Source organism: Shewanella sp. 1CM18E, from assembly GCF_023161665.1.
Lineage (GTDB): Bacteria > Pseudomonadota > Gammaproteobacteria > Enterobacterales > Shewanellaceae > Shewanella.
Window position 1 is genome coordinate 307200 of the sequence record NZ_JALNTW010000002.1, and the last position, 22806, is coordinate 330005.

The 22806-nt window shown below is 41.8% G+C and carries 22 protein-coding genes and 1 other RNA gene; 13 read left to right on the forward strand and 10 right to left on the reverse strand.

Going from position 1 to position 22806, the window contains the following annotated elements; all coding sequences use genetic code 11:
- From MSG37_RS04525 to MSG37_RS04545, 5 genes are all read left to right on the forward strand, one after another.
- Positions 1-774 carry a TSUP family transporter gene (locus MSG37_RS04525; RefSeq protein ID WP_248469386.1) on the forward strand — a complete coding sequence of 258 codons (774 nt, stop codon included), beginning with the start codon at positions 1-3 and terminating at the stop codon, positions 772-774.
- The gene (locus tag MSG37_RS04530) at positions 771-1433 is read left to right on the forward strand and encodes a primosomal replication protein (RefSeq protein WP_248469387.1); all 663 of its coding nucleotides are present in this window, start codon (positions 771-773) and stop codon (positions 1431-1433) included. Before MSG37_RS04525 ends, MSG37_RS04530 begins: the two co-directional genes overlap by 4 nt.
- 9 nt (positions 1434-1442) lie before the next feature.
- Positions 1443-2144, forward strand: coding sequence for a DUF2057 domain-containing protein (locus MSG37_RS04535; RefSeq protein WP_248469388.1), 702 nt, complete (start codon positions 1443-1445; stop codon positions 2142-2144).
- Between the two features lie 27 nt (positions 2145-2171).
- Complete coding sequence (locus tag MSG37_RS04540) at positions 2172-3098, forward strand: histone deacetylase (protein WP_248469389.1); 927 nt, start codon at positions 2172-2174, stop codon at positions 3096-3098.
- A gap of 130 nt (positions 3099-3228) precedes the next feature.
- Positions 3229-3489, forward strand: coding sequence for a late competence development ComFB family protein (locus MSG37_RS04545; protein ID WP_248469390.1), 261 nt, complete (start codon positions 3229-3231; stop codon positions 3487-3489).
- Between the two features lie 237 nt (positions 3490-3726).
- On the opposite strand, the gene ffs is transcribed toward MSG37_RS04545, so the two are convergent.
- Both ffs and MSG37_RS04555 read right to left on the reverse strand, forming a co-directional pair.
- An RNA gene (ffs, locus tag MSG37_RS04550) (signal recognition particle sRNA small type) lies at positions 3727-3823 on the reverse strand.
- Positions 3824-4025: 202 nt separating this feature from the next.
- A complete protein-coding gene (locus MSG37_RS04555; protein WP_248469391.1) occupies positions 4026-4328 on the reverse strand; it encodes a ComEA family DNA-binding protein in 303 nt (100 codons plus the stop codon).
- Positions 4329-4713: 385 nt separating this feature from the next.
- Here MSG37_RS04555 and MSG37_RS04560 point away from each other — a divergent pair, with 385 nt between their 5' ends.
- A complete protein-coding gene (locus MSG37_RS04560) occupies positions 4714-6108 on the forward strand; it encodes a DASS family sodium-coupled anion symporter (protein WP_248469392.1) in 1395 nt (464 codons plus the stop codon).
- A 111-nt stretch (positions 6109-6219) separates the two neighbouring features.
- Here the strand turns inward: MSG37_RS04560 and MSG37_RS04565 are convergent, their stop codons facing one another.
- The 6 genes from MSG37_RS04565 to pspA all read right to left on the reverse strand — a co-directional run bounded on the left by MSG37_RS04565 (position 6220) and on the right by pspA (position 11903).
- Positions 6220-7398, reverse strand: a complete 1179-nt coding sequence (locus MSG37_RS04565) for a PLP-dependent aspartate aminotransferase family protein (RefSeq protein ID WP_248469393.1) — start codon at positions 7396-7398, stop codon at positions 6220-6222.
- A gap of 435 nt (positions 7399-7833) precedes the next feature.
- Positions 7834-8940 (reverse strand): TIGR01620 family protein, encoded by a 1107-nt coding sequence (locus MSG37_RS04570; protein ID WP_248469394.1) that lies wholly within the window; start codon positions 8938-8940, stop codon positions 7834-7836.
- 48 nt (positions 8941-8988) lie between these two features.
- A complete protein-coding gene (locus tag MSG37_RS04575) occupies positions 8989-10431 on the reverse strand; it encodes a YcjX family protein (RefSeq protein WP_248469395.1) in 1443 nt (480 codons plus the stop codon).
- Positions 10432-10511: 80 nt separating this feature from the next.
- Complete coding sequence (gene pspC / locus MSG37_RS04580) at positions 10512-10904, reverse strand: envelope stress response membrane protein PspC (RefSeq protein WP_248469396.1); 393 nt, start codon at positions 10902-10904, stop codon at positions 10512-10514.
- Positions 10905-10968: 64 nt separating this feature from the next.
- A complete protein-coding gene (gene pspB, locus MSG37_RS04585) occupies positions 10969-11202 on the reverse strand; it encodes an envelope stress response membrane protein PspB (protein WP_220760446.1) in 234 nt (77 codons plus the stop codon).
- Positions 11203-11225: 23 nt separating this feature from the next.
- Positions 11226-11903, reverse strand: a complete 678-nt coding sequence (gene pspA / locus MSG37_RS04590) for a phage shock protein PspA (RefSeq protein WP_248469397.1) — start codon at positions 11901-11903, stop codon at positions 11226-11228.
- A 176-nt stretch (positions 11904-12079) separates the two neighbouring features.
- On the opposite strand from pspA, the gene pspF reads away from it, so the two are divergent.
- The 7 genes from pspF (at position 12080) to fabV (ending at position 19928) form a co-directional block, all read left to right on the forward strand.
- On the forward strand, positions 12080-13168 hold the full coding sequence (pspF, locus tag MSG37_RS04595) for a phage shock protein operon transcriptional activator (protein WP_248469398.1): 1089 nt from the start codon (positions 12080-12082) through the stop codon (positions 13166-13168).
- Positions 13169-13232: 64 nt separating this feature from the next.
- Complete coding sequence (locus tag MSG37_RS04600; protein ID WP_248469399.1) at positions 13233-14861, forward strand: ABC transporter substrate-binding protein; 1629 nt, start codon at positions 13233-13235, stop codon at positions 14859-14861.
- The gene (locus MSG37_RS04605; protein WP_248469400.1) at positions 14861-15892 is read left to right on the forward strand and encodes an ABC transporter permease; all 1032 of its coding nucleotides are present in this window, start codon (positions 14861-14863) and stop codon (positions 15890-15892) included. The genes MSG37_RS04600 and MSG37_RS04605 overlap by 1 nt, the downstream gene beginning before the upstream one ends.
- Complete coding sequence (locus MSG37_RS04610; protein WP_248469401.1) at positions 15879-16769, forward strand: ABC transporter permease subunit; 891 nt, start codon at positions 15879-15881, stop codon at positions 16767-16769. The genes MSG37_RS04605 and MSG37_RS04610 overlap by 14 nt, the downstream gene beginning before the upstream one ends.
- A gap of 4 nt (positions 16770-16773) precedes the next feature.
- Positions 16774-17781 (forward strand): oligopeptide/dipeptide ABC transporter ATP-binding protein, encoded by a 1008-nt coding sequence (locus tag MSG37_RS04615; protein WP_248469402.1) that lies wholly within the window; start codon positions 16774-16776, stop codon positions 17779-17781.
- A complete protein-coding gene (locus tag MSG37_RS04620; RefSeq protein ID WP_248469403.1) occupies positions 17762-18547 on the forward strand; it encodes an ATP-binding cassette domain-containing protein in 786 nt (261 codons plus the stop codon). The genes MSG37_RS04615 and MSG37_RS04620 overlap by 20 nt, the downstream gene beginning before the upstream one ends.
- A gap of 178 nt (positions 18548-18725) precedes the next feature.
- Positions 18726-19928, forward strand: coding sequence for an enoyl-ACP reductase FabV (gene fabV, locus MSG37_RS04625; protein ID WP_248469404.1), 1203 nt, complete (start codon positions 18726-18728; stop codon positions 19926-19928).
- 377 nt (positions 19929-20305) lie between these two features.
- Here the strand turns inward: fabV and MSG37_RS04630 are convergent, their stop codons facing one another.
- Positions 20306-22171, reverse strand: coding sequence for a SurA N-terminal domain-containing protein (locus MSG37_RS04630; protein WP_248469405.1), 1866 nt, complete (start codon positions 22169-22171; stop codon positions 20306-20308).
- A gap of 218 nt (positions 22172-22389) precedes the next feature.
- Positions 22390-22662: a nucleoid-associated protein HU-beta gene (gene hupB / locus MSG37_RS04635; RefSeq protein ID WP_012277846.1), complete on the reverse strand. Its 273-nt coding sequence runs from the start codon at positions 22660-22662 to the stop codon at positions 22390-22392.
- Positions 22663-22806 lie beyond the last annotated feature (144 nt).

Genomic DNA, 22806 nt, shown 5'->3' on the forward strand with positions numbered 1-22806 from the left:
TTGGATTTAATTCTCGACCCAAGCAGCTGGGCCATACTCGCGTTAGTTGGATTTATTGCCGGATTTATTGATGCGGTTTCTGGCGGTGGTGGTTTGTTGTCTATTCCTGCGTTGCTAACAATGGGTGTTTCACCGCACATGGCCCTTGGCACTAACAAACTGGCAGCGAGCTTCGGCTCATCGGTAGCGGCGTATACGTATTATAAGCAGCGCTTGTTTTCTCCCTCTTTGTGGTATCACACATTTGTCGCTACCTTTATAGGCGCAGTTTTAGGCACATTTATTGTGTACCTTATAGATAATCAATGGCTAGAAAAATGGCTACCCATTATGATTATCGCTATTGCGCTTTATACCCTTTTTCAGCCGAATGCGATGGGTGGCAATAACCATAAAATTCCAACTCGTGCCAAAAATAAATTAAAGCAATGGCTGCAAGGTTTACCGCTTGGGTTTTATGATGGTTTTGCAGGCCCCGGAATCGGTGCCTTTTGGACGGTATCAAGTACAGGACTACATCAACTGCCACTACTATATAGCTGTGGCCTTGCCCGTGCGATGACTTTTACGAGTAACCTTACGTCACTGATTATTTTTATCGCCTTAGGCAAAGTTCATATAATGGTGGGTTTATCTATGGGGCTTTGTATGATGGCCGGCTCTTATTTAGGCGCTCACTCAGCGATTAAATTTGGTCTCCCCTTTATTCGCCCAATATTTATTACCGTTATACTATTAATTGCCGCGCAATTAGTATGGAGTGCTTGGCTATGACCAACGAGCAACTTGTAGCAAAGCTAAAACAGCAGCTCAAACAGTTAGAGCAAGAGGTCTTGCAGCATGACTCTCGACTTCCGCCTGGACAACGTAAAATGATGCAAGATGTTGAGCGCTTTAATAGTGAGCTGTTTATACAAGTCGGTGGTCAACTTCAGCCCTGCATCGATCAACTCTCAAAAAATATTATCCAGCTTGAACAGCTTTTAAAAGCTAAACGCTCGCCTTACACCATAGTTTCAAGCTGTGTGAAAATTCAAGACAGGTTCAGCGCATTACGCCGAGCACTGTCTACAACCGGGATCAATGTTAAGTCCATCGAGCAACAAAAGCGCAGTCGTCGAGCCTATGCAATTAAGCGTGGTAATCAATCTCATGCCGACAGCGGCTTTAGCTGGATAGCCTCAAGTGTGATGCAAAATAGCCATCAACTTTATGAAGAACTTAACAAACATTTGAACTGGGCTAAGATTATTGAACAAAAAATTGAAAATTTGCAATCTTCACTTGAAAACTGTCATAGTGCTGACAAAATCAAGCTGCAGCATGAGATCTTATCGCTGCACAGTCGGTTAGGTAAATGCCGACAAGCGACCAGTTACATTGAAGATCGCATCCAATTATTCGAGCGACCGTTTAAAAGTCACAATCGTTAAGGAACAAACATGAAACCACGTTTAACTATTACCGCACTTCTCGCTCTATGTGGTTCTTCAGCCGCTTTTGCCGCTGACTTCAACATCCCTATGGCTTTTGAGTATATCGCTGTTGACGGTAAAGAAGTTGAAACCAGCTTATTTAGCCACAAATCTGAAATTGAGCTTGAACAAGGTACTCACAAAATAGCCATTCGCTATAATGATCTTGTAGCAGATGACTTCAGTGATAGCGAAACGAATATCAAATCAAATGCGTTTATCGTGACTATTAATGTAGACGGCGACTATAGCTACCAACTAAAGCCTGCTGACGGTGAATTTGTTAAGAATCCAAAAAGCTTCGCCAAAGCGCCGCAAGTTGTAGTAACCCGCGAAGATAATGGCAATGTAAGCTACAAAGTCACGCAAACTAATATTAGCGAAGAATCATTTGTTTCTCGTCTATTTAGCGGTAATAACCCAACAGATGTTGACGCTGAAGCCGCTGCCGCGACTGGCGCAGCAGTTGCCGTTGCAGCAACACCTACTGCACCAGTAAGCAAACCTTCTCCTGCTGCAGCTGCAACATTACCTGAAACGGCTAAAGCGGCTCCTGCCGCAGCAACAGCAGATACAGCTAAAGCTGAGCAAATGCTTCAATACTGGTGGCTACAGGCTGATGAACAAACTCGTAAAGAGTTCATGAGCTGGGCAATTAAACAACTGTAATTTAGCTGCTGTTTATTGCTAACAAAAATGCTCCCTTTGGTATATCACGCCAGCTACTCTAAGCTGGCGTTACCTGCTAACCATCAATTTCCCAGTACTAAATATCGCTACCTATATGATTACCTTTTACAACAAGGTATCGCGATAAAACCCCAGTTTATTGCACCAGAAAAAGTCACAGCTAAATACTTAAACCAGCTTCATGACTCCGACTATGTCGCAAAATTTATTGATGGAACAATCGATAACAAAGCCATGCGCCGTATTGGATTCCCTTGGAGTGAAGCATTAGTTGAGCGCACACTTTATTCTGTTGCTGGTACAGCGCTCACCTGCGAGCAAGCTATTGAGCATGGTTGCGCCCTTCATTTAAGTGGCGGATACCATCATGCCCACCATGAGTTTGGCAGTGGTTATTGTATTTTCAATGATCTCGCTCTTGCAGCAATGCACTGCCTGCAAAATGACAATATTGAAACTGTTCTCATATTTGATTGCGACGTACATCAAGGCGATGGCACCGCAACTATAGTGCAATCTAATCCCAACATCATCACTTGTTCAGTTCACTGCCAAAAGAACTTCCCTAGCCGTAAACAACATTCAGACTATGACATTGAGTTAACTCGCGGCACTGAAGATAAACAATACTTAGAAACCGTCAATCAAACATTGGCCTATTTAATTCGCCTGCATCGGCCCGATCTCATTATTTACGATGCGGGTGTCGATATTCACCAAGATGACCGCCTAGGTTATCTAAACATCACTAGCCAAGGCATTTTTGAACGAGACAAACTGGTATTACAGCAAGCAAAATCAGCAAAAATCCCGGTTGCTTGTGTGATTGGTGGTGGTTACAGTAGAGATATTACAAAATTAAATCAGCGTCATAGCCAGTTATTCATCGCAGCGAATCAAGTATGGCAACAAGCTGTTGCCAATAAGCTCTAAAATAGCAGGATTAACATCGCACGATACCAGTAACGACAATATGAAAAGCGGCCACTAGCAAGCCATTAAAAATCGTATTTGTCAAAATAACAAGTAAGTACCGAGTAAAGCCAGGGAAAAGGAACCAGCCATGCAATTAGAGATCAGAAACTATTACGAAGTGTTATTACTCGAAATGCTGTCAGATGAAGGCTTACTCGATGAACTACCATCTGACTACTTAGCAGATCTTTGCTGTATCACCCTAAATCAACTACCAACACGTTATATTCGCCATCTAGTCGATACCTACTTCTTCGAAGATTACAACGAGCTACAGCAGATGAAACACGAAATCCAAAAAGCACTCGAAAAGTCGCGGGCGTTTTTGAAAAACAATACAGAACGCTGAACACCATCCCCTCAAGAGCACCTGAAAACAAAAAACAGCCAAAAAGCATATGTGCAAATATAAGAAATTCAATATCTATAGATAAGATGATTATTTATGTTTTAAAGGAGAGTTAGAAATCGATATGGATGAAAAAGGGGAGTTTTAGCTAAACTATTTCTCATCGAGTGTACCGCCAAGTGTATCACCTGAGGCCTTTCTGAGATAAGTCTTTGATTAGACTTTAGTTTGGAGGCTCCCCTAGAGCCACACCCCGGCACATGAGTCGCCTGCTGCGGTTGCTCCCTTCCGGGCCTGGCCGAGTTCACAAGTTATCATTGCGGGGGGACCCTAGGGTCACCATTGCTTTCTATTAGAGCCTTGCTCTAAAGAACGAGTGCATTATCTATTATGCATCTCCAGCAATCAAGTGATTATCACGTAACTTAGCCTATATTGGGTTCAATCGACGATTCTATAAACAAAAGCCCTTAAAAAAGGGCTTCATCGACTTTAAAAACAGCTTTAAAGAACTGATTTTAAAAAACCAGTGCCACTTATAGGCTCAAACTGGCTCTGTTTTTCTCTATCAGCTTTTCTCCAATACCTTTAACTTCATTAAGTTGCTCAATCGATTTAAAGTTACCGTGAACTTTACGATACTCAACAATTGCTTGAGCCTTTGCTTCACCAACTCCGCTCAACGCTGCTAGTTCGGTTACTGTTGCACTGTTAATTTTAACTAACTGCAACTGACTCGTCCCTGAAGCAGGTGCAACCTCAACTTTCTTAGGCGCCGCCTCAACCGTAAAAGCAAGCAAGCTTAAAAGAATAAAACCAGATAAAATATGTTTGTACATAATTGCTCCTTTGTATTTTCCTAACATTAATGGCCTTAATCCATTTCCTTGGCCACAAACAAAAGGTAGATCATAGTCGAGCTTTTCGCTATCGAGCGCCCGCCATCACACCCGAACCACAACTAAAGAGATCGAGATCACACTTCACGTATTACAAATAACTTTCAGTTAGTTGGGACGATTATCGAATTATTGATGTTTTGATGAGTAAATTTCGAAAAATCAGCACAAGCTTCATATTTAATCATCACAAAACCGAAATATACGTGAATCACATCACTATTTTCAGTGGTCAAAACGGTAAATTTTTAACGTGGCAACAGATTTTGAACTTAATCAAAGCTGAATTAGAGTGAGCCAACTTAAAATAATAAGGGACATTCAAATGTCATTTGAATCAACCAAAATACCCGACACGACCGATACTAAAATGTCTAAACAGCAAAAGAACTTGATCATTCTTGCTGCAGATATCCTGTTGTTGTTTTTAATGTATAACTTTCTTCCCTTTGAACAAGGCGTTAATACAGGTTTGGCAATGTTAGTATTTGCCGCTATTTTATGGTTAACAGAAGCTATCCATATCAGCATTACCGCAATTTTAATCCCAATTATGGCGGTGCTGTTTGGCGTATTTGAAACCCAATCAGCAATGAGCCACTTTGCTAACCCTATTATTTACCTTTTCTTTGGTGGTTTTGTTTTAGCTGCCGCGTTAAATCATCAAGGCATTGATAAGTTGATCGCCCAAAAAGTTCTGGGCGCCTCTAAAGGCCGTTTATCGGTAGCCTGCCTGATGTTATTTGGGATCACTGCGGGACTTTCCATGTGGATCAGTAACACTGCGACAACCGCTATGATGCTGCCGTTAGCACTTGGGATCTTGCATCAAATTGATATTAAACAGCACAAAAGTACTTACCTATTTTTATTACTAGGTATTGCTTACTCTGCAAACATTGGCGGGATTGGTACCTTAGTTGGTAGCCCACCAAATGCTATTGCTGCAGCGCAAGTAGGTCTTTCATTTGCCGACTGGCTCGAGTTTGGCCTTATTACCGTTGCTATCATGCTTCCTATGATGTTGATTGCGCTATATCTATATCTTAAACCTGACCTATCAATGGTTTGTGAGCTAAATACAGAAAAGCAATCACTGACTTTTCAAGGCAAGTTAACCTTACTTATTTTTATCAGCACCGTATGTTGCTGGATTTTCAGTAAACCTATTTCTCAAGCATTAGGTGGGATCTCAAAGTTTGATACCATAGTTGCACTTGGCGCTGTGGTTTTACTTGCAGGTCTTGGTCTTGTTAAATGGAAAAAAATTGAAACGACTACAGATTGGGGTGTACTGATTTTATTTGGTGGTGGCCTAACATTAAGTGCAGTGTTAAAGGCAACGGGTACCAGCGTATTTTTAGCACACTGGATCACCGATATTTTTGGTAACACTCATATGGCACTTTTCACTTTTGCCGTGATTGCCTTTGTTGTGATGTTAACTGAGTTTGCTAGTAATACTGCAAGTGCTGCGCTACTCGTGCCTGTATTTGCTGCAATTGCCGAAGCACTAGGTCTATCACCGGTAATGCTATCAGTATTAATTGGCATCGCCGCTTCTTGTGCCTTTATGCTTCCTGTAGCAACACCGCCAAACGCTATTGTTTATGGCTCTGGATACATCAAGCAATCAGAGATGATGAAAGCAGGTGTTATCATTAACTTTATCAGTATGGTTGTGCTTTACATCATTGCGCATACATTCTGGGAAATCTAATAAAACCGCCCTGCCATTATTGGCAGGGCGACTTTTGGTAAAGCAAACTTCAGCATTGTCTAAAAGCTCACCGCCCCACTCAAATATCAATAAAACGCTTAAAACTGCTACTTAAAGCCTTTCTAGACCTTGCTCTAACGCTTGAATAATATCTTCAACGGACTCCAGACCTACTGAAATTCTAAGTAAATTATCTTTAATTCCCGCTGCTAACCGTTGTTCTTCAGTATAAGGAGAGTGTGTCATCGACGCTGGATGCTGAATTAATGATTCTGCATCACCGAGACTTACAGCAATTGAAAACAACGATAAATGATTAATAAATGCGAGCGATTGTTCAAAGCTTGCATTAAGTTCAAATGCTATCACACCACCAGCCCTGCGCATTTGCTGACCTACCAAATGATGTCCAGGATGACTTTTAAGTCCAGGATAATAAACTTTAGATATTTTATGATGCCTTGCTAAATATTCAGCGACTTTTTCTGCATTGTCACAATGCCTTTCGATTCGCACATCTAAAGTTTTTAGACCACGCAAAATTAACCATGCATCATGGGGGGATAAAACAGCGCCTACATCTTTTAATACTTCGTACTTGATAACTTGCATTTGTTGTTCACTTGCGCAAATTACACCGGCAATCACATCACCATGTCCATTTAAGTATTTAGTCGCGCTATGGATAACAATATCAATACCGTGCTTTATTGGCTGCTGTAACAATGGCGTCATAAAGGTGTTATCAACGATACTGATTAAATTGTGCTGTTTAGCGATCTGAGCAATCATCTGCAGATCATATACATCTAAATGCGGATTCACCGGCGTTTCGCAAAAAATCACTTTAGTATTTGGGCGCACAGCATCGATTATCGCGGTTTTATCACTAAAGTTGACTAAGCTAACCTCTATGCCAAATTTAGCTAGTAAAGAGCTCATCAACGAAAAGGTGCACCCATAAACCGCGTTAGAAGCAACAAGGTGATCACCGCAGTTTAGATTGGCTAATAGTGCTGCTGACACAGCCGCCATACCAGAGCCTGTTGCCGCTGCCGCTTCACTGCCCTCTAAAGCTGCGATTTTACGCTCGAGTTCTGCCGTAGTTGGATTACCTAAGCGGGTATAAATATAACCTTGTTCTTCACCAGCAAAACGGGCACCGCCTTGCTGAGCATTATCAAAAACAAATGTTGCGCTTTGGCACAAAGGTGTCACCAATGCCCCAGTCTCATTGCGTTCATGCCCTGCGTGGATCACCTTGGTGGCAAGTTGCCATTTATCTTGCATACGATTCTACCTTTATTCAAAGCGCTTTTTACCTGCTGTTTTCGCCCTGTTATCTTTTTCGATACCAAGCTATAAGCAGCAAAGCCAGTTCTGTTTTTAGTTATTGCTTTTCGCTGTTACCTAAAACACAAACTTCAGAAGTAACGACAAAGATCGGCTTGTACTCATAACTCAACATGGACGAAGCGGATTGAAATTCAAACTAAAAGTAAGTAATTCACCCAAGGACGTATGTAAAAAATATGTTACACACAAGAGTTAATGCAAAAGGAGTTTGTGATATGAAATCAAAAATACTTGTTAATTAGGAGGCTAAGACAATTAAATTAATAGAGCTAAATGTAGTCTCACATTTAGCTCGAAACGATACGATACGATACGATACGATACGATTAGATGATAACCGTATTGTCGTAATCATCTACTTAAGATTAATTAGCTACGCTCTACTTTCTCCGCTTTATCCACAGTGCTCACCGTTTTACTGAGCACACTCGATGAAAGCTCTTTTAAGCTAAGCAGAAGCTCTTTATGAATACTTGACAGTTTAGGCTTAGAATCAAGACTAAACGCTAACGGCCTACACAACGCCATGGCCTGATAACCCAACCTAGCAGTTAGCAGTCCACCACCGAGTCCTTGTCCAAGCCTTGCTGATAATTTACCAGACATCTCAACAGATAATAGCTGCGTACCTAAATCCGTCACTATTTCACTTGAGCCTGCATAAATAATATTAGTAATAATACTTCGAATAAGCTTAATTCTGCTCCAGTAGCCAAGCTCGACCCCGTAACATTCCGCCAGCTGATTAATCATGCTTTGATTCCGCCACAATATAATGGCCATATCTAATACAGCCAATGGGCTAGCAGCTAAAAGTAATGCAGACTCCTGAGCAAAACGGCGTACAATTTTTTTGGCAGCTAAATCTCTTTCAGTAAGCACAATCTCATCAAACAACATGAGCTTTTCAGCATCATTTTGCTCTGGCGTTAGGCTCATACTAAATTTAGATGTTTCAGCAGTAGTAGGTAACTTAGCCATAATCGAGTCGATGAATTTATCAGCCTCGCCCATTTGCATGCTTTGTGATAATCGCTGACCAACCGCTTGGGTATCTTCCACCTGCTTTAAAGCCTTTAAATGACGCCATTCACCTAAGGTGATTTTACCTGTCCACAAAACAACTAAAGCGGTAACACCGGCATATAAAGCAAATAACCAACTACTTTGAATAAACGCAGCTTGTAAGCCAAGAATAGCTTCAACGATAACCACTAATACAATACTAAATAGGCAAAGCTTACCTAGCATGCTTCGACGGGTCTTAACAGGCTTGTCTTGTGCTAAATCAATACTCTCAAAACCAGATAATTGCTGGTTGATATTAGACTCTATTTCAGCATCGGTTAATGATTCGGCTTCAATAAACTCCACTTTAGACTCAAAGCTAACGGAATGTGCCAAACTCACTTCAGGCTCTTTATCTTGAGCATCAAAGCGTTGCTGTTTTTTTATAAAACGGTCACCTTGAGACATGACTACTCTCTTTTATATCTATTCACTCAACCATGTGCTCTACACGAATTACTTAAGCTTATCGCCTAATAAAAACTGTAATACATGGTCTAAACGTATATGTTCAAAGTCGGCGCTACTGCGCGAGTTGCGCTGATTAGTAGGCGCAAAGTTTATAAACTCAAAACCTTGCTTATCCCAAAAATCTGCTGACGGCAGCGATTTAGGAACTTCCCCCGGAAAGAGAGTAACTGCTTGGCGATTAACTAACTCAGTTCCCCGCACGACTTCAATTTCTTTACCATCTTGCTTAACCATTCCATGACTGGTTGATTTAATGGCACTAATAGCCATTGTTTCAACTTCACAGCCTTCAAACTTAGCAAATTGCTGACTCTGCTGGATCAACTGCGTCAATAGTGACAACACATTACCCTGTTGGTCGCGAGTCACATGATCAACCTTACTCGCAGCAAACAAAAGTTTATCAATTTTTGGTGAAAACAATCGTTTAAGTAAGCTTGATTGACCAAAGTGGAAGCTTTCAATTACCGCATGCAGCGCCGACTTCATATCATCAAATTGTTCACGACCACGGTTAAGCGGTGTAAAGCAGTCTACTAGCACGATTTGGCGGTCAAATTTAGCAAAATAGTCTTGATAAAAAGGCTTAACGACTCGGTTTACGTATTCGTAATAACGTTGCTTTAGCGTGTGATAAAAGCTATTCGGTATCGATAGCTCTAACGATTGAAAACCTGAGTCATCAATATTGAGTAACGGAAACAAGGCTAAAACTGGCGTCCCTTCAAGTTCACCGGGCAATAATAGTCGACCTGGCTGGGCATAATAAAAACCATGGTTACTGACACAGTCCTGCAAAACCCTTTGATAAAGATCGGTTATTTCTTGCAGTTTTAACTCATCAGCTGCACTAGTAAGGTCAATACTATTTATCGCCTCAGAGAATGCTTCAAAGTGTTTAGAACGCTGGAAAACTTGTTTGCGAGTAGATTGGCTAACTGACCATTGCTGAAATGATTGCTTTAGCATAGGCAGATCGAGTAGCCACTCGCCGGGATAATCAACGATATCTAAATATAATGTTGCACTATCAGTCAGCTTCGATAATAAACCTTTTGCTGGGCGGTACTTTATCGCTAAACGCAATTCACTAATATTTCGAGTCGACACTGGCCAAGTTTGTGGCTCGTTTACTAACGACTGAATTGCAGCATCGTAATTAAAACTCGGAATGGTTAAATCTGGTTGCAAGTCGCGCTTTACACCATAGAGCCGACTATCTCTAGCAACTCGCCACAAAGGCAGCTGAGAGCCGGTTTCAGCAATCCCTGAGTGCAATAATTGATTCACTAGGCCGGTAATGAAAGCCGTTTTACCTGCACCTGCTAATCCTGTAACCGCTAATCGTAAATTTCGGTCTGTGGTTCTAAGTGCAACTGCTTGGGTATTTTTACCGAGTTTTTTAAGTGACTGTTTGAAGCTCGCCATATATTGAAGTACAACCCGTATAAGAAAGTTCTAGGGCAGTATAGCCTGCCCCGTCTTTGAACTATAGCTTGATGAATTAACTATAGGTTGTTGATTTGATTTTTTAAATCATAGTTATCTGATGTTACGTGGCGCTCTAGATTTTGTAATCGTACTTCTAAAGACCTAAATTGGCTGTTTACATCCTTTAACGCCATTTTAGCTGGCTCACCAGACTGCCAAACTTTTTTCTTTACACCAATTTCCTTATTAGAAACCTCATTTTTACCCGTACCAGGCTTAATATCCAAAATCATCCATAGTAATACATAGATGATTAATACTATGCCAGAGCCACCAAGTAAAAAGATTGAAGCCGCAACAACTCGTACCAACCAGGTTTCAAAATTAAAGTAATCAGCAATCCCTGAACATACGCCTGCAATTTTGCCTGATTGAGGAATTCGATATAAGGTTTTGTTCCCTTCGTTCATCTTACATCCTCCTTATTAAGCACTCATTGGGTGGTATTTATTTGCCGTAATAGAAATCGTCTGTTTAGTCATGACGATTTCTCCATTGCGGCGCCTCACTGTCTAAGATTGCTTCTAGAGTTTCGATGCGATGAGACATCTTATCCGCTTTAGCAATTAACTCATTTAGCTGGCTAAACTCTTCTTCAGTAAGTCCCTGGCTAACCTGTCGCTTACTACGGTAATGAAGTATTAGCCATATTGGAGCCACAAAAATCATAAAGATGATAATTGGAGCCATCAAAATATCCGTGTTCATAACTCACCTCTGATTAGTGTTGATTACTTAGCTTTTGTTTTACTTTCCTTCATTTTAGCTTTTAGCGCTTCAAGTTCGGCATTAACTGAATCTTCAGCTTCTAATGCTGCAAACTCATCGTTTAATGTCTTTTTGTTACCTAAGTCATAAGAGTCTACTTGTGACTCAAGGTTCTCTACACGGCGCTCATATTGCTCAAACTTACTCATTGCATTATCAATTTTGCTTGAGTCTAACTGCTTTTTCACTTCTAAACGTGATGATGCAGTTTGCTTGCGCATAATAATGGTTTTCTGGCGAGCTTTAGCATCAGCTAGCTTTTCTTGTAGTAAGTTCACTTCTTCTTTAAGACGTAAGATGTGCTCTTCAACAACAACCAGTTCAGCTGCAAGTGTTTGCGCTAGGTCATTAGCTTTTTGTTTTTCAACTAGCGCTGCTTTAGCAAGATCTTCGCGGTCTTTAGAAAGTGCAAGTTCAGCTTTGCTTTCCCAATCTTGTACTTGTTCTTGTACTTTCGCTATACGGCGAATAATCTCTTTTTTCTCAGCCAGTACTTTTGCCGAAGTTGAACGAACTTCAACAAGTGTATCTTCCATCTCTTGAATGATTAGACGAACCATTTTCTCTGGATCTTCAGCCTTATCTAGTAAAGCACTGATGTTTGAGTTAATGATGTCTGCAAAGCGTGAAAAGATTCCCATAATAACTTCCTCTAATTAACGTTGGATTCGACAAAAGATAATCCACTTTCCGTGCCAACTTTAATAAAAGCCTAATATACAACAAGTTAAACAAAATATTAACTTTTACTTTCATTTATAAACTACGCATCATATTATTATTTTCACCAATTATTAGCGTGAAAGACTAAATTACTGTGAGAAAGCAATTTCAACAAGATAACCTTATCGGTCAATCCAATGCTCTTTTAGAAGTCTTAGAGCACATTTCACAAGTTGCGCCACTGTCTAAACCGGTACTAATAATTGGTGAGCGCGGTACAGGCAAAGAGCTTATCGCCGAGCGACTTCATTATTTATCAAAGCGTTGGGATCAGAGCTTTATAAAACTCAACTGCTCATCACTAAGTGAAAATCTACTCGAAAGCGAACTTTTTGGCCATGACGCTGGTGCATTTACGGGGGCGAGTAAAAAACATGAAGGCCGTTTTGAGCGGGCCGATGGCGGCACCTTATTTTTAGATGAGCTAGCGAATACTTCGGGACTCATTCAAGAAAAACTACTGCGCGTAATTGAATATGGCGAATTTGAACGAGTCGGTGGAAGCAAAACAGTACAAACCGATGTACGTCTTATTTGCGCTGCTAATGAAGACTTACCAACCCTTGCCGATGCAGGGGAGTTCAGAGCCGACTTACTTGATAGATTAGCCTTTGATGTCATCACTCTGCCTCCATTAAGGCATAGAAGTGAAGACATCATGCCACTTGCGGAATATTTTGCAGTTGGTATGGCACGTCAGCTAAAGCTGGAACTGTTTGAAGGTTTCAGTAATAGCGCCACCCAACAATTAATGGAGTACCATTGGCCTGGTAATATTCGTGAGCTTAAAAACGTGGTTGAGCGCAGCGTGTACCGTAATGCTGAAAGTCACAGCGCAATCGAACAGATTATTATTGACCCTTTTGCTTCGCCATATAGACCGACAAAGCGCGTTAAAACCAAAGAACGTCAGCAACCCGGTACAACAGAACAGACAACAATAAACACTGACCAGACGAGCGAAGTGAGTGCTAACACAGATGGGCAGTCTAGCAATAACAATCACGCTTCAGTTAGCTTCCCAATAGACTTTAAGACTCACTGCGAACAAAACGAAACACTTATTTTAAAACAAGCCTTAGAAGCTGGACAATTTAACCAAAAGAAAACAGCTGAACTACTGGGCTTGAGCTACCATCAGTTGCGCGGGATCTTAAAGAAATACAACTTACTGGATAAATAATTGCTGTTAACTGTTAGGCACTGTTAAAATAGCTATTAATATTCAGCTCAAAAATGATTTCTTAATGATACAGCTGCTAAAGAGCATAAAGCTGACTGCTGCTATTGCACCGTTCAGCTTGTTACTCACTGCCTGTGGCCCTCAGCAAGTTCCTGCTGGTTTGGTCTATTGCTCTGAGGGAAACCCAGAAACTTTCAACCCGCAACTGGTCACCTCTGGCACCACAATTGATGCAACGTCGCAGCAGTTATACGACAGTCTAATTGATTATGATCCAATTTCTGGTGAACTTGTTCCCGCACTCGCTAGCTCATGGGAAACATCAGCTGATGGTTTAAGTTACCGCTTTAAACTTCGACCAGGAGTGCAGTTTCATCATACAGATTGGTTTACGCCAACTCGCACTTTCAATGCAGATGATGTCATTTTCTCGTTCAATCGCATCATAAACAGCGAAAATGCCTACCATTCAGTATCGCAAACTGGCTATCCTTTTTTTCAAAGTATTGGTTTTAATGAACAAGTCACACATATTGAAAAAGTGGCTGATGATGAAGTGATATTTCATCTTAATCAAACTAATGCCTCGTTTTTAGCCAATTTGGCAACCGGCTTTTCAGTGATCCTATCAAAGGAATATGCTGATAACTTACTTGCCAAAGGCACGCCTGAACTATTAGATAGAAACCCTGTAGGTACAGGACCATTTAAGCTAGTCAACTACGCAAAAAATGAATTTATTCGTTATCACCGCAATGAAAAGTTTTGGCGTACCCTGCCAGAGTTTGAACAGTTAGTGTTTAACATTACGCCACAAAGTAGTGCTCGTTTAACCAAATTAATCACGGGTGATTGCAGCGTTTCAGCCCTGCCTAAAGCCGGTGAATTGCCGGTAATAAAGCAGCACCCCAATCTAGAACTAGATACGCAACTCGGATTCAACGTTGCATTTTGGGCGTTTAACACCCAAAAACCGCCATTTGATGACGTACGAGTACGTCAAGCATTAGCTTATGCGGTAGATAAACAAAATATTTTACGGGCTGTGTATCAAGAAACCGCAATCAAAGCGACCGGCATGCTGCCACCGCAATCATGGGCATACAATTACAACAAAAGTAGCTATCAATATAACCCAGATAAATCGCGAGCTTTGCTCGCTGATGCCGGTATTAAAGAGTTAACTATCGATATTTGGGCAATGCCTGTAGCACGAATTTACAACCCTAACGCGCTTAAAACTGCTGAGTTAATCCAAGCGGATTTGGCAAATATTGGCGTCAACGTCAATATTGTCACTTATGACTGGAGCGTGTTTAACCAAAAGCTCAACCGCAATAACTATGACTCGGTATTAATCGGCTGGAACGCCGACAATAGCGACCCTGATAATTTCTTCTCACCAATCATGAGCTGTGCATCGTTAACTTCATCGAGCAACCGTGCCCAATGGTGTAGCCAAGAAATGGATGCCCTTTTGAATAACGCAAAAGCCACAACCATAGAGTCGGAGCGTAAAGCCTTGTACCAACAGGCTGAAGCCTTGTTTAATGAACATGTGCCTATGATGACATTTGCTCACGCCACCCAGCTTACATTTAAGAGCAAAGCGGTTAAGCAAACTCAGCTCACACCATTTGGTGGGATCTCTTTTGAAAACGCTAAAACTGTCGCTATAAAAGGAGATTTATAATGGGTCGTTATCTCCTTCGCAGATTAAATTTGTTTTTGGCGACCACTTTAGCTTTGGTGACCGTGCTATTTATCACCACAGGTTATTTCCCGGTGAGCAAACCCTTCGCACTGAGTGGCATTGCAACGCCAACCGCTGAGCAGTTAACCCAAATTGAAAACAATTACCAATTAAACGGTAATCAACTACAACAATTTATCGCTTATGCACAAACCCGCTTAAGCGGTGATTTAGGCTTGTCAGTTACTTCACAGCGACCGGTTATTGAAGAGCTCACTCAAGCACTACCTGCTTCGTTCGAGTTAGCGATTGTATCGGGCATTCTCGCAGTATTACTAGGGGTGCCTTTAGGCGTATTGGCCTCGCTCAGCAAAAACAAAATTACTCAGCACAGCATCATGGCGATAACGTTAACCGGTTACTCAATTCCAGTATTTTGGCTCGGGCTAACGCTATCATTATGGTTTGGAGTTGAGCTTGGCTGGCTACCTGTATCTGGGCGTATAAATCTCTTATACGAAATAGAACCTGTAACTGGCTTTATGCTTATCGATACCCTTTTATCAGATTCTGTATACCGTATATCGGCATTTAAAGACGCGGTATTTCATATTATTTTACCAGCGATTACATTAGCAGTATTACCCTTCACTGTCGTGGTGCGTATTACTCGCTCAGCCATGCTGAGCATTATGGAGCAGCCCTATATTAAAGCGGCAGAAGCACGTGGTTTACATACAGGTACCATTGTTTTACGCCATGCACTGCCAAACGCGCTAATCCCAGTATTAAAAAATATGGGTTTAATGTTAGGAACCTTTGCAAGTTACGCCATGATCGTTGAGGTGATATTCTCACGCCAAGGTGTAGGCAGTTGGTTAGTATCTGGTATTTATCAACGAGATTACACCGTGATTCAAGGCGGCGTATTGGGCGTAGCACTAATCATCATCTTCTTTAGTATTTTAATTGAAGTGCTACATAACGCTTATAATCCGCTAAGTAGGAAAGAAATCTATGCCGCGAATTAGAATTTATCAAGAAGACCATATCGCCTCGCCAATGCAGAAAGTGTGGCAAGCATTTGCTGATAATCCTTTTGCATTAATGGGCCTTTGGGCTGTTTGCTGTTTATTGACCTTAGCGATTTTTGGTCCTTGGATTGCGCCTTTTTCTCCAGAGCAGCAAGATCCGTTAGCGCTGTTGTTACCTCCCTCTTGGGATGCTGCAGGCACAGTTGAACATTTTCTTGGTACCGATGATTTAGGCAGAGACATTTTTAGTCGTCTGCTTCATGGCGCTCACCTGACTTTTGGTATGGCGCTAGCCATCGTACTGGCTTCTCTATTGGTTGGTTTTGTTATTGGCTCAATTTCAGGGATGATGAAGGGACTTAAATCTTCGATTTTAAGCCACCTATTAGATGCCTTGCTTTCGATTCCATCTTTGCTTTTAGCAATCTTGGTGGTTGCTGTAATGGGACCAGGGTTGGACAATGTATTTTGGGCTGTTGGTATTGCGCTCACTCCACAGTTTGTCAGAGCCATTCACCAAGCTGTTCACGAAGAACTGCAAAAAGACTACGTGACGGCAGCAAAACTTGATGGTGCTAATTCTATTCAAGTTTTCTGGTACGTGATTATGCCTAACGTATGGGAAACCGTGATTATTCAAACAACGCTGGCAATTTCTGCTGCAATTCTTGATATTGCAGCCCTAGGTTTTTTAAACCTAGGCGCGCAAGCACCTAGCCCTGAATGGGGTGCGATGGTGTCTCAAGGGCTAGATAATCTATTAACCGCACCATGGACAGTCACCATTCCTGGGGTCGCTATTTTATGTAGTGTACTTGCCATTAACTTAGTTGGCGACGGCTTAAGATCGGCATTATCGCCCATCAGAAATTAATATTATGCCATTACTCGATATTCGTAACCTTACCATTGAGTTAGACACTCCCCATGGACGTGTTAAAGCACTTGAGCGTGTAAGTTTAATGATTAATCCAGGCGAGCTACACGCCCTTGTAGGTGAATCAGGCTCTGGCCGTACTCTGCTTGCCCGCGCCATTTTAGGTGTGCCAGGCCATAACTGGACCATCACCGCAGATCGTATGATGTGGGATGGTCAAAATCTAATGGATATGTCGCCTAAACAGCGTCGTAACCTGATGGGCAGTGAAATTGCTGTTATCTTTCAAGATCCTATGGGCAGCCTTGATCCTGCGATAACTGTGGGCAGCCAACTTATTGAAGCAATGCCACAAGACAAGCAGATCTCTTTTTGGAAGCGAAATAAAGCACGTAAAGCTATCGCACAAAAGTGGCTACACAAAGTCGGTATTAAAAATACTGAATCAGTCATGAGTAGCTACGCTTGGGAGCTCTCTGCGGGCGAATGCCAGAAAGTAATGATTGCGATGGCCATTGCCAATCAACCCCGATTGTTGATCGCCGATGAACCCACTGACTCTATGGAGCTGAGCACTCAAGCACAAATTTTTAGGCTACTGAGCAAATTGAACCAGCTGCATAGTGTATCCATTTTGCTTATTAGTCATGAGCTTGAAACACTTTCAGGTTGGTGCGATCAGTTAACTGTGTTGTATTGCGGCCAAGTGATGGAGTCAGGGCCTACAGCAGAAGTACTTGAGCAGCCATTTCACCCTTATACTAAGGCGCTACTTGACAATATGCCGGACTTTTCTGGTGGACTTGCTCATAAATCAGTAATGCAGACTCTTCCAGGCTCATCGCCGGCATTACAACATTTGCCGATTGGTTGTCGCCTTGGGCCCCGCTGCCCGCAAGCGCAAAAGCGCTGCGTCAGCAAGCCAAGTTTATGTCATCAGAAAGACCGCTATTTTGCTTGTCATTTCCCCTATAACAGTGAGCCATGTAATGACGACCCCACTTCTTAAAGTCAATGATCTTAGCAAAAGCTACTATGCGGGATATAAACGCTTTAAACGCCAATATAATCATGCATTATCGCCAGTTTCATTTGAACTGAATCAAGGTGAAACTCTCGCAATTGTGGGTGAAGCAGGCTCTGGTAAAAGTACCATTGCCCGTATCTTGGTTGGTGCAGAGATGCGCAGTGGCGGTGAGATTTTCTTCGAAGGTGAAGCGCTTGAAAAACAAGACTTAAAGCAACGCTGTCGTATGATCAGGATGATTTTTCAAGATCCAAACACCTCGCTGAATCCAAGGCTGACGATTGGTGAGCTTTTAGATGAGCCGTTAAAATTTAATACTCTGCTCGACAAAAATGAAAGAAAAGCATTAGTTATTGATAAGCTGAGAAAAGTCGGCTTGCTGTCTGAACATATTGAGTTTTATCCGCATATGATTTCTGAGGGGCAAAAGCAGCGAGTTGCGGTAGCGCGCGCATTGATGCTCGACCCTAAAATCATTATTGCCGACGAAGCTCTCACTGCACTTGATCTATCAGTACGTTCGCAGATATTAAACTTGCTTCTCGAATTACAGCAAGAGATGGGGCTGTCTTATATCTTCGTATCCCATAATATGAATATCATTCGCCATGTTAGCGATAAAATTATGGTATTAAAAAAAGGGGTTATGGTTGAGAAAGCGACTACTGAGCAACTCTTTAACGCGCCACAGCATGAGTACACCCAAAGATTAATTCAAGAGCAGAGCTTATTTACTCGTAAAAAGTAAGCTTGTTCATGTGAATAAAGCCTACACAATTATGCAACTGTGCAGTTGAAAAGCGAATTCAACAAATGAGCTAAACTGCTCCAACCACTGCTAAAAAGGCCCATTTTCAACAAAAATAAGTGCCATTTTATATTGGTTTAATTATCCTAGAGACAATTTTTTAAGAGAATCAAAAAATATGATCATCAAACCTAGAATCCGTGGCTTCATTTGTACTACGACCCACCCTGTTGGCTGTGAAGCTAACGTACTTGAGCAAATTAATTTTACCAAAGCAAAAGGTAAAATGACCAACGGCCCTAAAAAGGTTTTAGTTGTTGGTTCATCAAGTGGTTACGGTCTATCTTCGCGCATTACTGCTGCCTTTGGTAGCGACGCAGCCACGTTAGGTGTGTTTTTTGAAAAGCCAAGCTCTGAGACCAAACCAGGAACTGCCGGCTGGTATAATTCAGCGGCATTCGACAAGTTTGCTAAGGCTGAAGGCCTGTATTCTAAAAGCATCAACTGTGACGCATTTAGCCATGAAGCGAAGCAAAAAGCGATTGAGATTATCAAGCAAGATCTAGGTCAAGTTGATATGGTGGTTTACTCACTCGCATCACCAGTCCGTAAAATGCCAGATAGCGGTGAGCTTATTCGTTCATCACTTAAGCCTATTGGTGAAACCTACACAGCAACTGCAGTTGATACCAATAAAGACCTAATCATCGAAGCAAGTGTAGAGCCGGCAACTGAGCAAGAAATTGCTGACACAGTAACAGTAATGGGTGGTGAAGACTGGGAACTATGGATGCAGGCACTTTCAGAAGCAGGTGTTCTTAGCGATAACTGCAAAACCGTTGCTTACAGCTATATTGGTACCGAGCTTACTTGGCCAATCTACTGGCACGGCGCTCTAGGTAAAGCCAAAATGGATCTTGACCGTGCAGCTCACGCACTAGATGCAAAGCTTTCTGCAACCGGCGGTAGCGCTAATGTTGCAGTGCTTAAGAGCGTTGTTACTCAAGCAAGCTCAGCAATTCCTGTTATGCCGCTATACATTGCTATGGTATTCAAGAAAATGCGTGCAGAAGGCCTACATGAAGGCTGTATCGAGCAAATAAGCCGCATGTTTAACGAGCGTTTATATAAAGCTGATGGCTCAGCTGCAGATGTTGACGACTCAAATCGTTTACGTCTTGATGACTGGGAACTTCGTGAAGAGATCCAGCAGCATTGTCGTGATATGTGGCCACAAGTAACCACTGAAAATCTATCTGAACTAACTGATTACCGTGAATATAAGGAAGAATTCCTTAAACTGTTCGGTTTTGGTGTAGAAGGTATTGATTACGAAGCAGACGTTAATCCACACGTTGAGTTTGATGTCGTTTCTATCTAAAGATAAGCTCTAACCATAAGAGCTAACTATAAAACGCCGTAATCATTGATTGCGGCGTTTTTTATTGCCGATAAAAAACGCCTATAGCCCTATCCTCAATCAATACTTTTAAAAACTGCGCTATCGCTGGCAGATAAGATCCTACAGTATGAACATCACGCTTTTAATTAGCTAGAAGCTCCACATATGCTTTGTCCTTTCATTATTGCCTTATCGAGCTGTCCAACGCAGAGGTTGGCAGCTAAAAACGCTCAGGAATGCCGACTCACTATTTATACTGATTGGTATTACTACGCAAGCAGCTAAATTTTAAGCATAAAAAAACCGGCTATATTTAGCCGGTTTTTACTACCTCGTTAGAGGCTATATGCAAGTTTCTATTCTGCTACAGGGTAAAGCACTTCACCCTTAGCCTTTAGAGAAGCAATAACTGCACGGTAATCATTTTCACTGTACTGAGAGCTTAAGCGTTGCTTAAGTGCATCTAACAGGCCAGCGTCAACACCGTCTGCGGCATTTACTTGTTTAAGAACAATAACTGCATAACCGTTAGCGAGTGCAACAGTATCAACAGAAGCTTTACCTGCTGGTTGTGCCATAGCAAATGCTTTGTTCACAATCGCGCCATCAATTTCTTGGTCAAAACGTGCAAGCTTAGCTTTTGCAATGTAATCTGCTGTTACGCCAGATGCTTCAACTTCTGTCATAGCTTCTTGTGCTTGCTTACGCGCTGCTTCATTAGCTTGTTCTTGCTTTAGACGGTTAGCAATCGCATTGCGTACGTCAGCTAATTCCATTGTGCCAGCAGCTTTATGAGAGTTAGCACGAATAACCACTACATGGTTTGGTGCAACTTCAAGTACATCACTGTTCATGCCATCAAGTAATACATTTGAAGAAAAGGCTTCTTTCAAAATGTCTGGCTTGCTAAACAATTCAGGTGCGTTAGTACGTGTAAACTCTGGCGTAGTTTTCACTTCAACATCTAAATCTTTAGCCGCTTCAGCAAGAGTATCTGGCACTTCGTAGCTTGTATCAGCGAGAATTTGCTGCTGTTCGTAGAACTTGTCTACCGCTTGCTTATCTTGCAGTTGCGCTACAATTTTATCTTTAACGTCAGCAAATGGTGCTTGTGCGCCAGCTTGAATGTCTAATGCTTTAATGATGTGGTAACCAAAGTTAGTTTTCACAACATTTGAGTACTCACCTTTATTAAGCGCAAATAGTGCAGTATCAAACTCAGGCTCCATTACACCCGCTTCAAACCAGTCTAATTGACCGCCTTGCTCACCGCTGAAAGTATCTTCAGATTCTGTTTTTGCAAGCTCAGCAAAATCTGCACCGTCTTGAAGCTGTGTGTATATAGACTCAGCTTTCGCTTTAGCGGCATCCTCGTCATCACCTAGTTGTACTAGGATATGAGCAGCTAAGCGCTTTTCAGCTTGAGTGTAGTTAGCTTTGTGCTCGTCATAATAAGCTTGTGCATCTGCGTCAGAGACCTTAACGTCTTTTGCTAGCTCATTGGCGTCAAGCTCAATGTAGTCAAGACTTACAACTTCTGGGCGTACAAACTGTGCAAGATTAGCATTATAGTAAGTTTGGATTTGCTCATCAGTTACACTGATCTCAGCCAAGAATGGCGTTGCATCAATGATTTTATAATCGATATCACGAGTTTGACCTTGAAGATCGGCCACATATTGGGCTTCACCCGGTAATACAAACTCTGAACCCACTAATGTCGCAACAAGTTGACGGCGGGTCATATCTGTACGCATCATGTCACGGAAAGTATTGGCTTGATAACCTAGCTGACGCAAAATAGCTTGATAACGATCGTTATCAAATACACCGTCAGTTTGGAATGCAGGCTCAGACAGGATTGCAGCTTTAATCTGCTCATCAGATACGCGTAAGCCTAGCTCCGCAGCGTTTTGGTCAAGCAGTTTTTCTGCGACCAAACGTTCTAATACGCTTTGCTTTACGCTCTGCATGTAGTTGTCATCAGCCGAAAGCGTAGCGAACATGTCACCTAACTGCTGTTCTAAACGACCACGCTCATTTTGATATGCTTGTTCTAAAGCTGAGTTGCTGATCTCTTCACCATTTACGGTAGCAGCAGCAACCTCAGTTGAAGAACCCAAATAACTACTCACACCTGTAAATGCAAAAGAAAGTATCACTAGGATTAGAATGCTTTTAGCAATAACCCCTTGTGAGCCTTCGCGAATCTTTTCTAACATCAGACTTCTCGCTTGTTGCGATTAATATAATAAAAAGGCGCATCACTGTTTGGATGCGCCTTTTTGTAATTTAAAGGAGAGGAAAATGTTCCTTTTAAAACTCCCGATGACAAAATTAAGATAATCCTTAATTTATGCCCTTTCTATTTGTAAAAAGCACTGTTTAAACAGTGCTTTTTTACAATAGCCTTACAAAAGGCTGCATTGCTAACTTTTATTTAGTTAACAGCGTCTTTTAGAGCTTTACCAGCTTTGAATGCTGGGATATTAGCTGCAGCGATTTTGATCTCTTTACCCGTTTGTGGGTTACGACCAGTGCGCTCAGCGCGTTGACGCACTTCGAAAGTACCGAAACCAACAAGAGCAATCTTATCGCCTTCTTTAAGGCCGTCAGTAACAGCGCCGATGAAAGAGTCTAATGCACGGCCAGCAGCCGCTTTAGAAATGTCAGCACCAGAAGCGATTTTCTCGATTAGTTCAGATTTGTTCATGTCATCCCCTTGAATGTAATTTGTGCGCCGCACCCAAATCCTTGTCTAGAGCGGTCTGCGGAGGCTTTTTATAACAAGCTTAGAACCAAAGTTCAAGCCTTATAGGAAAACCAAAGAAATAAATTAGGATACTACTCAAAACCA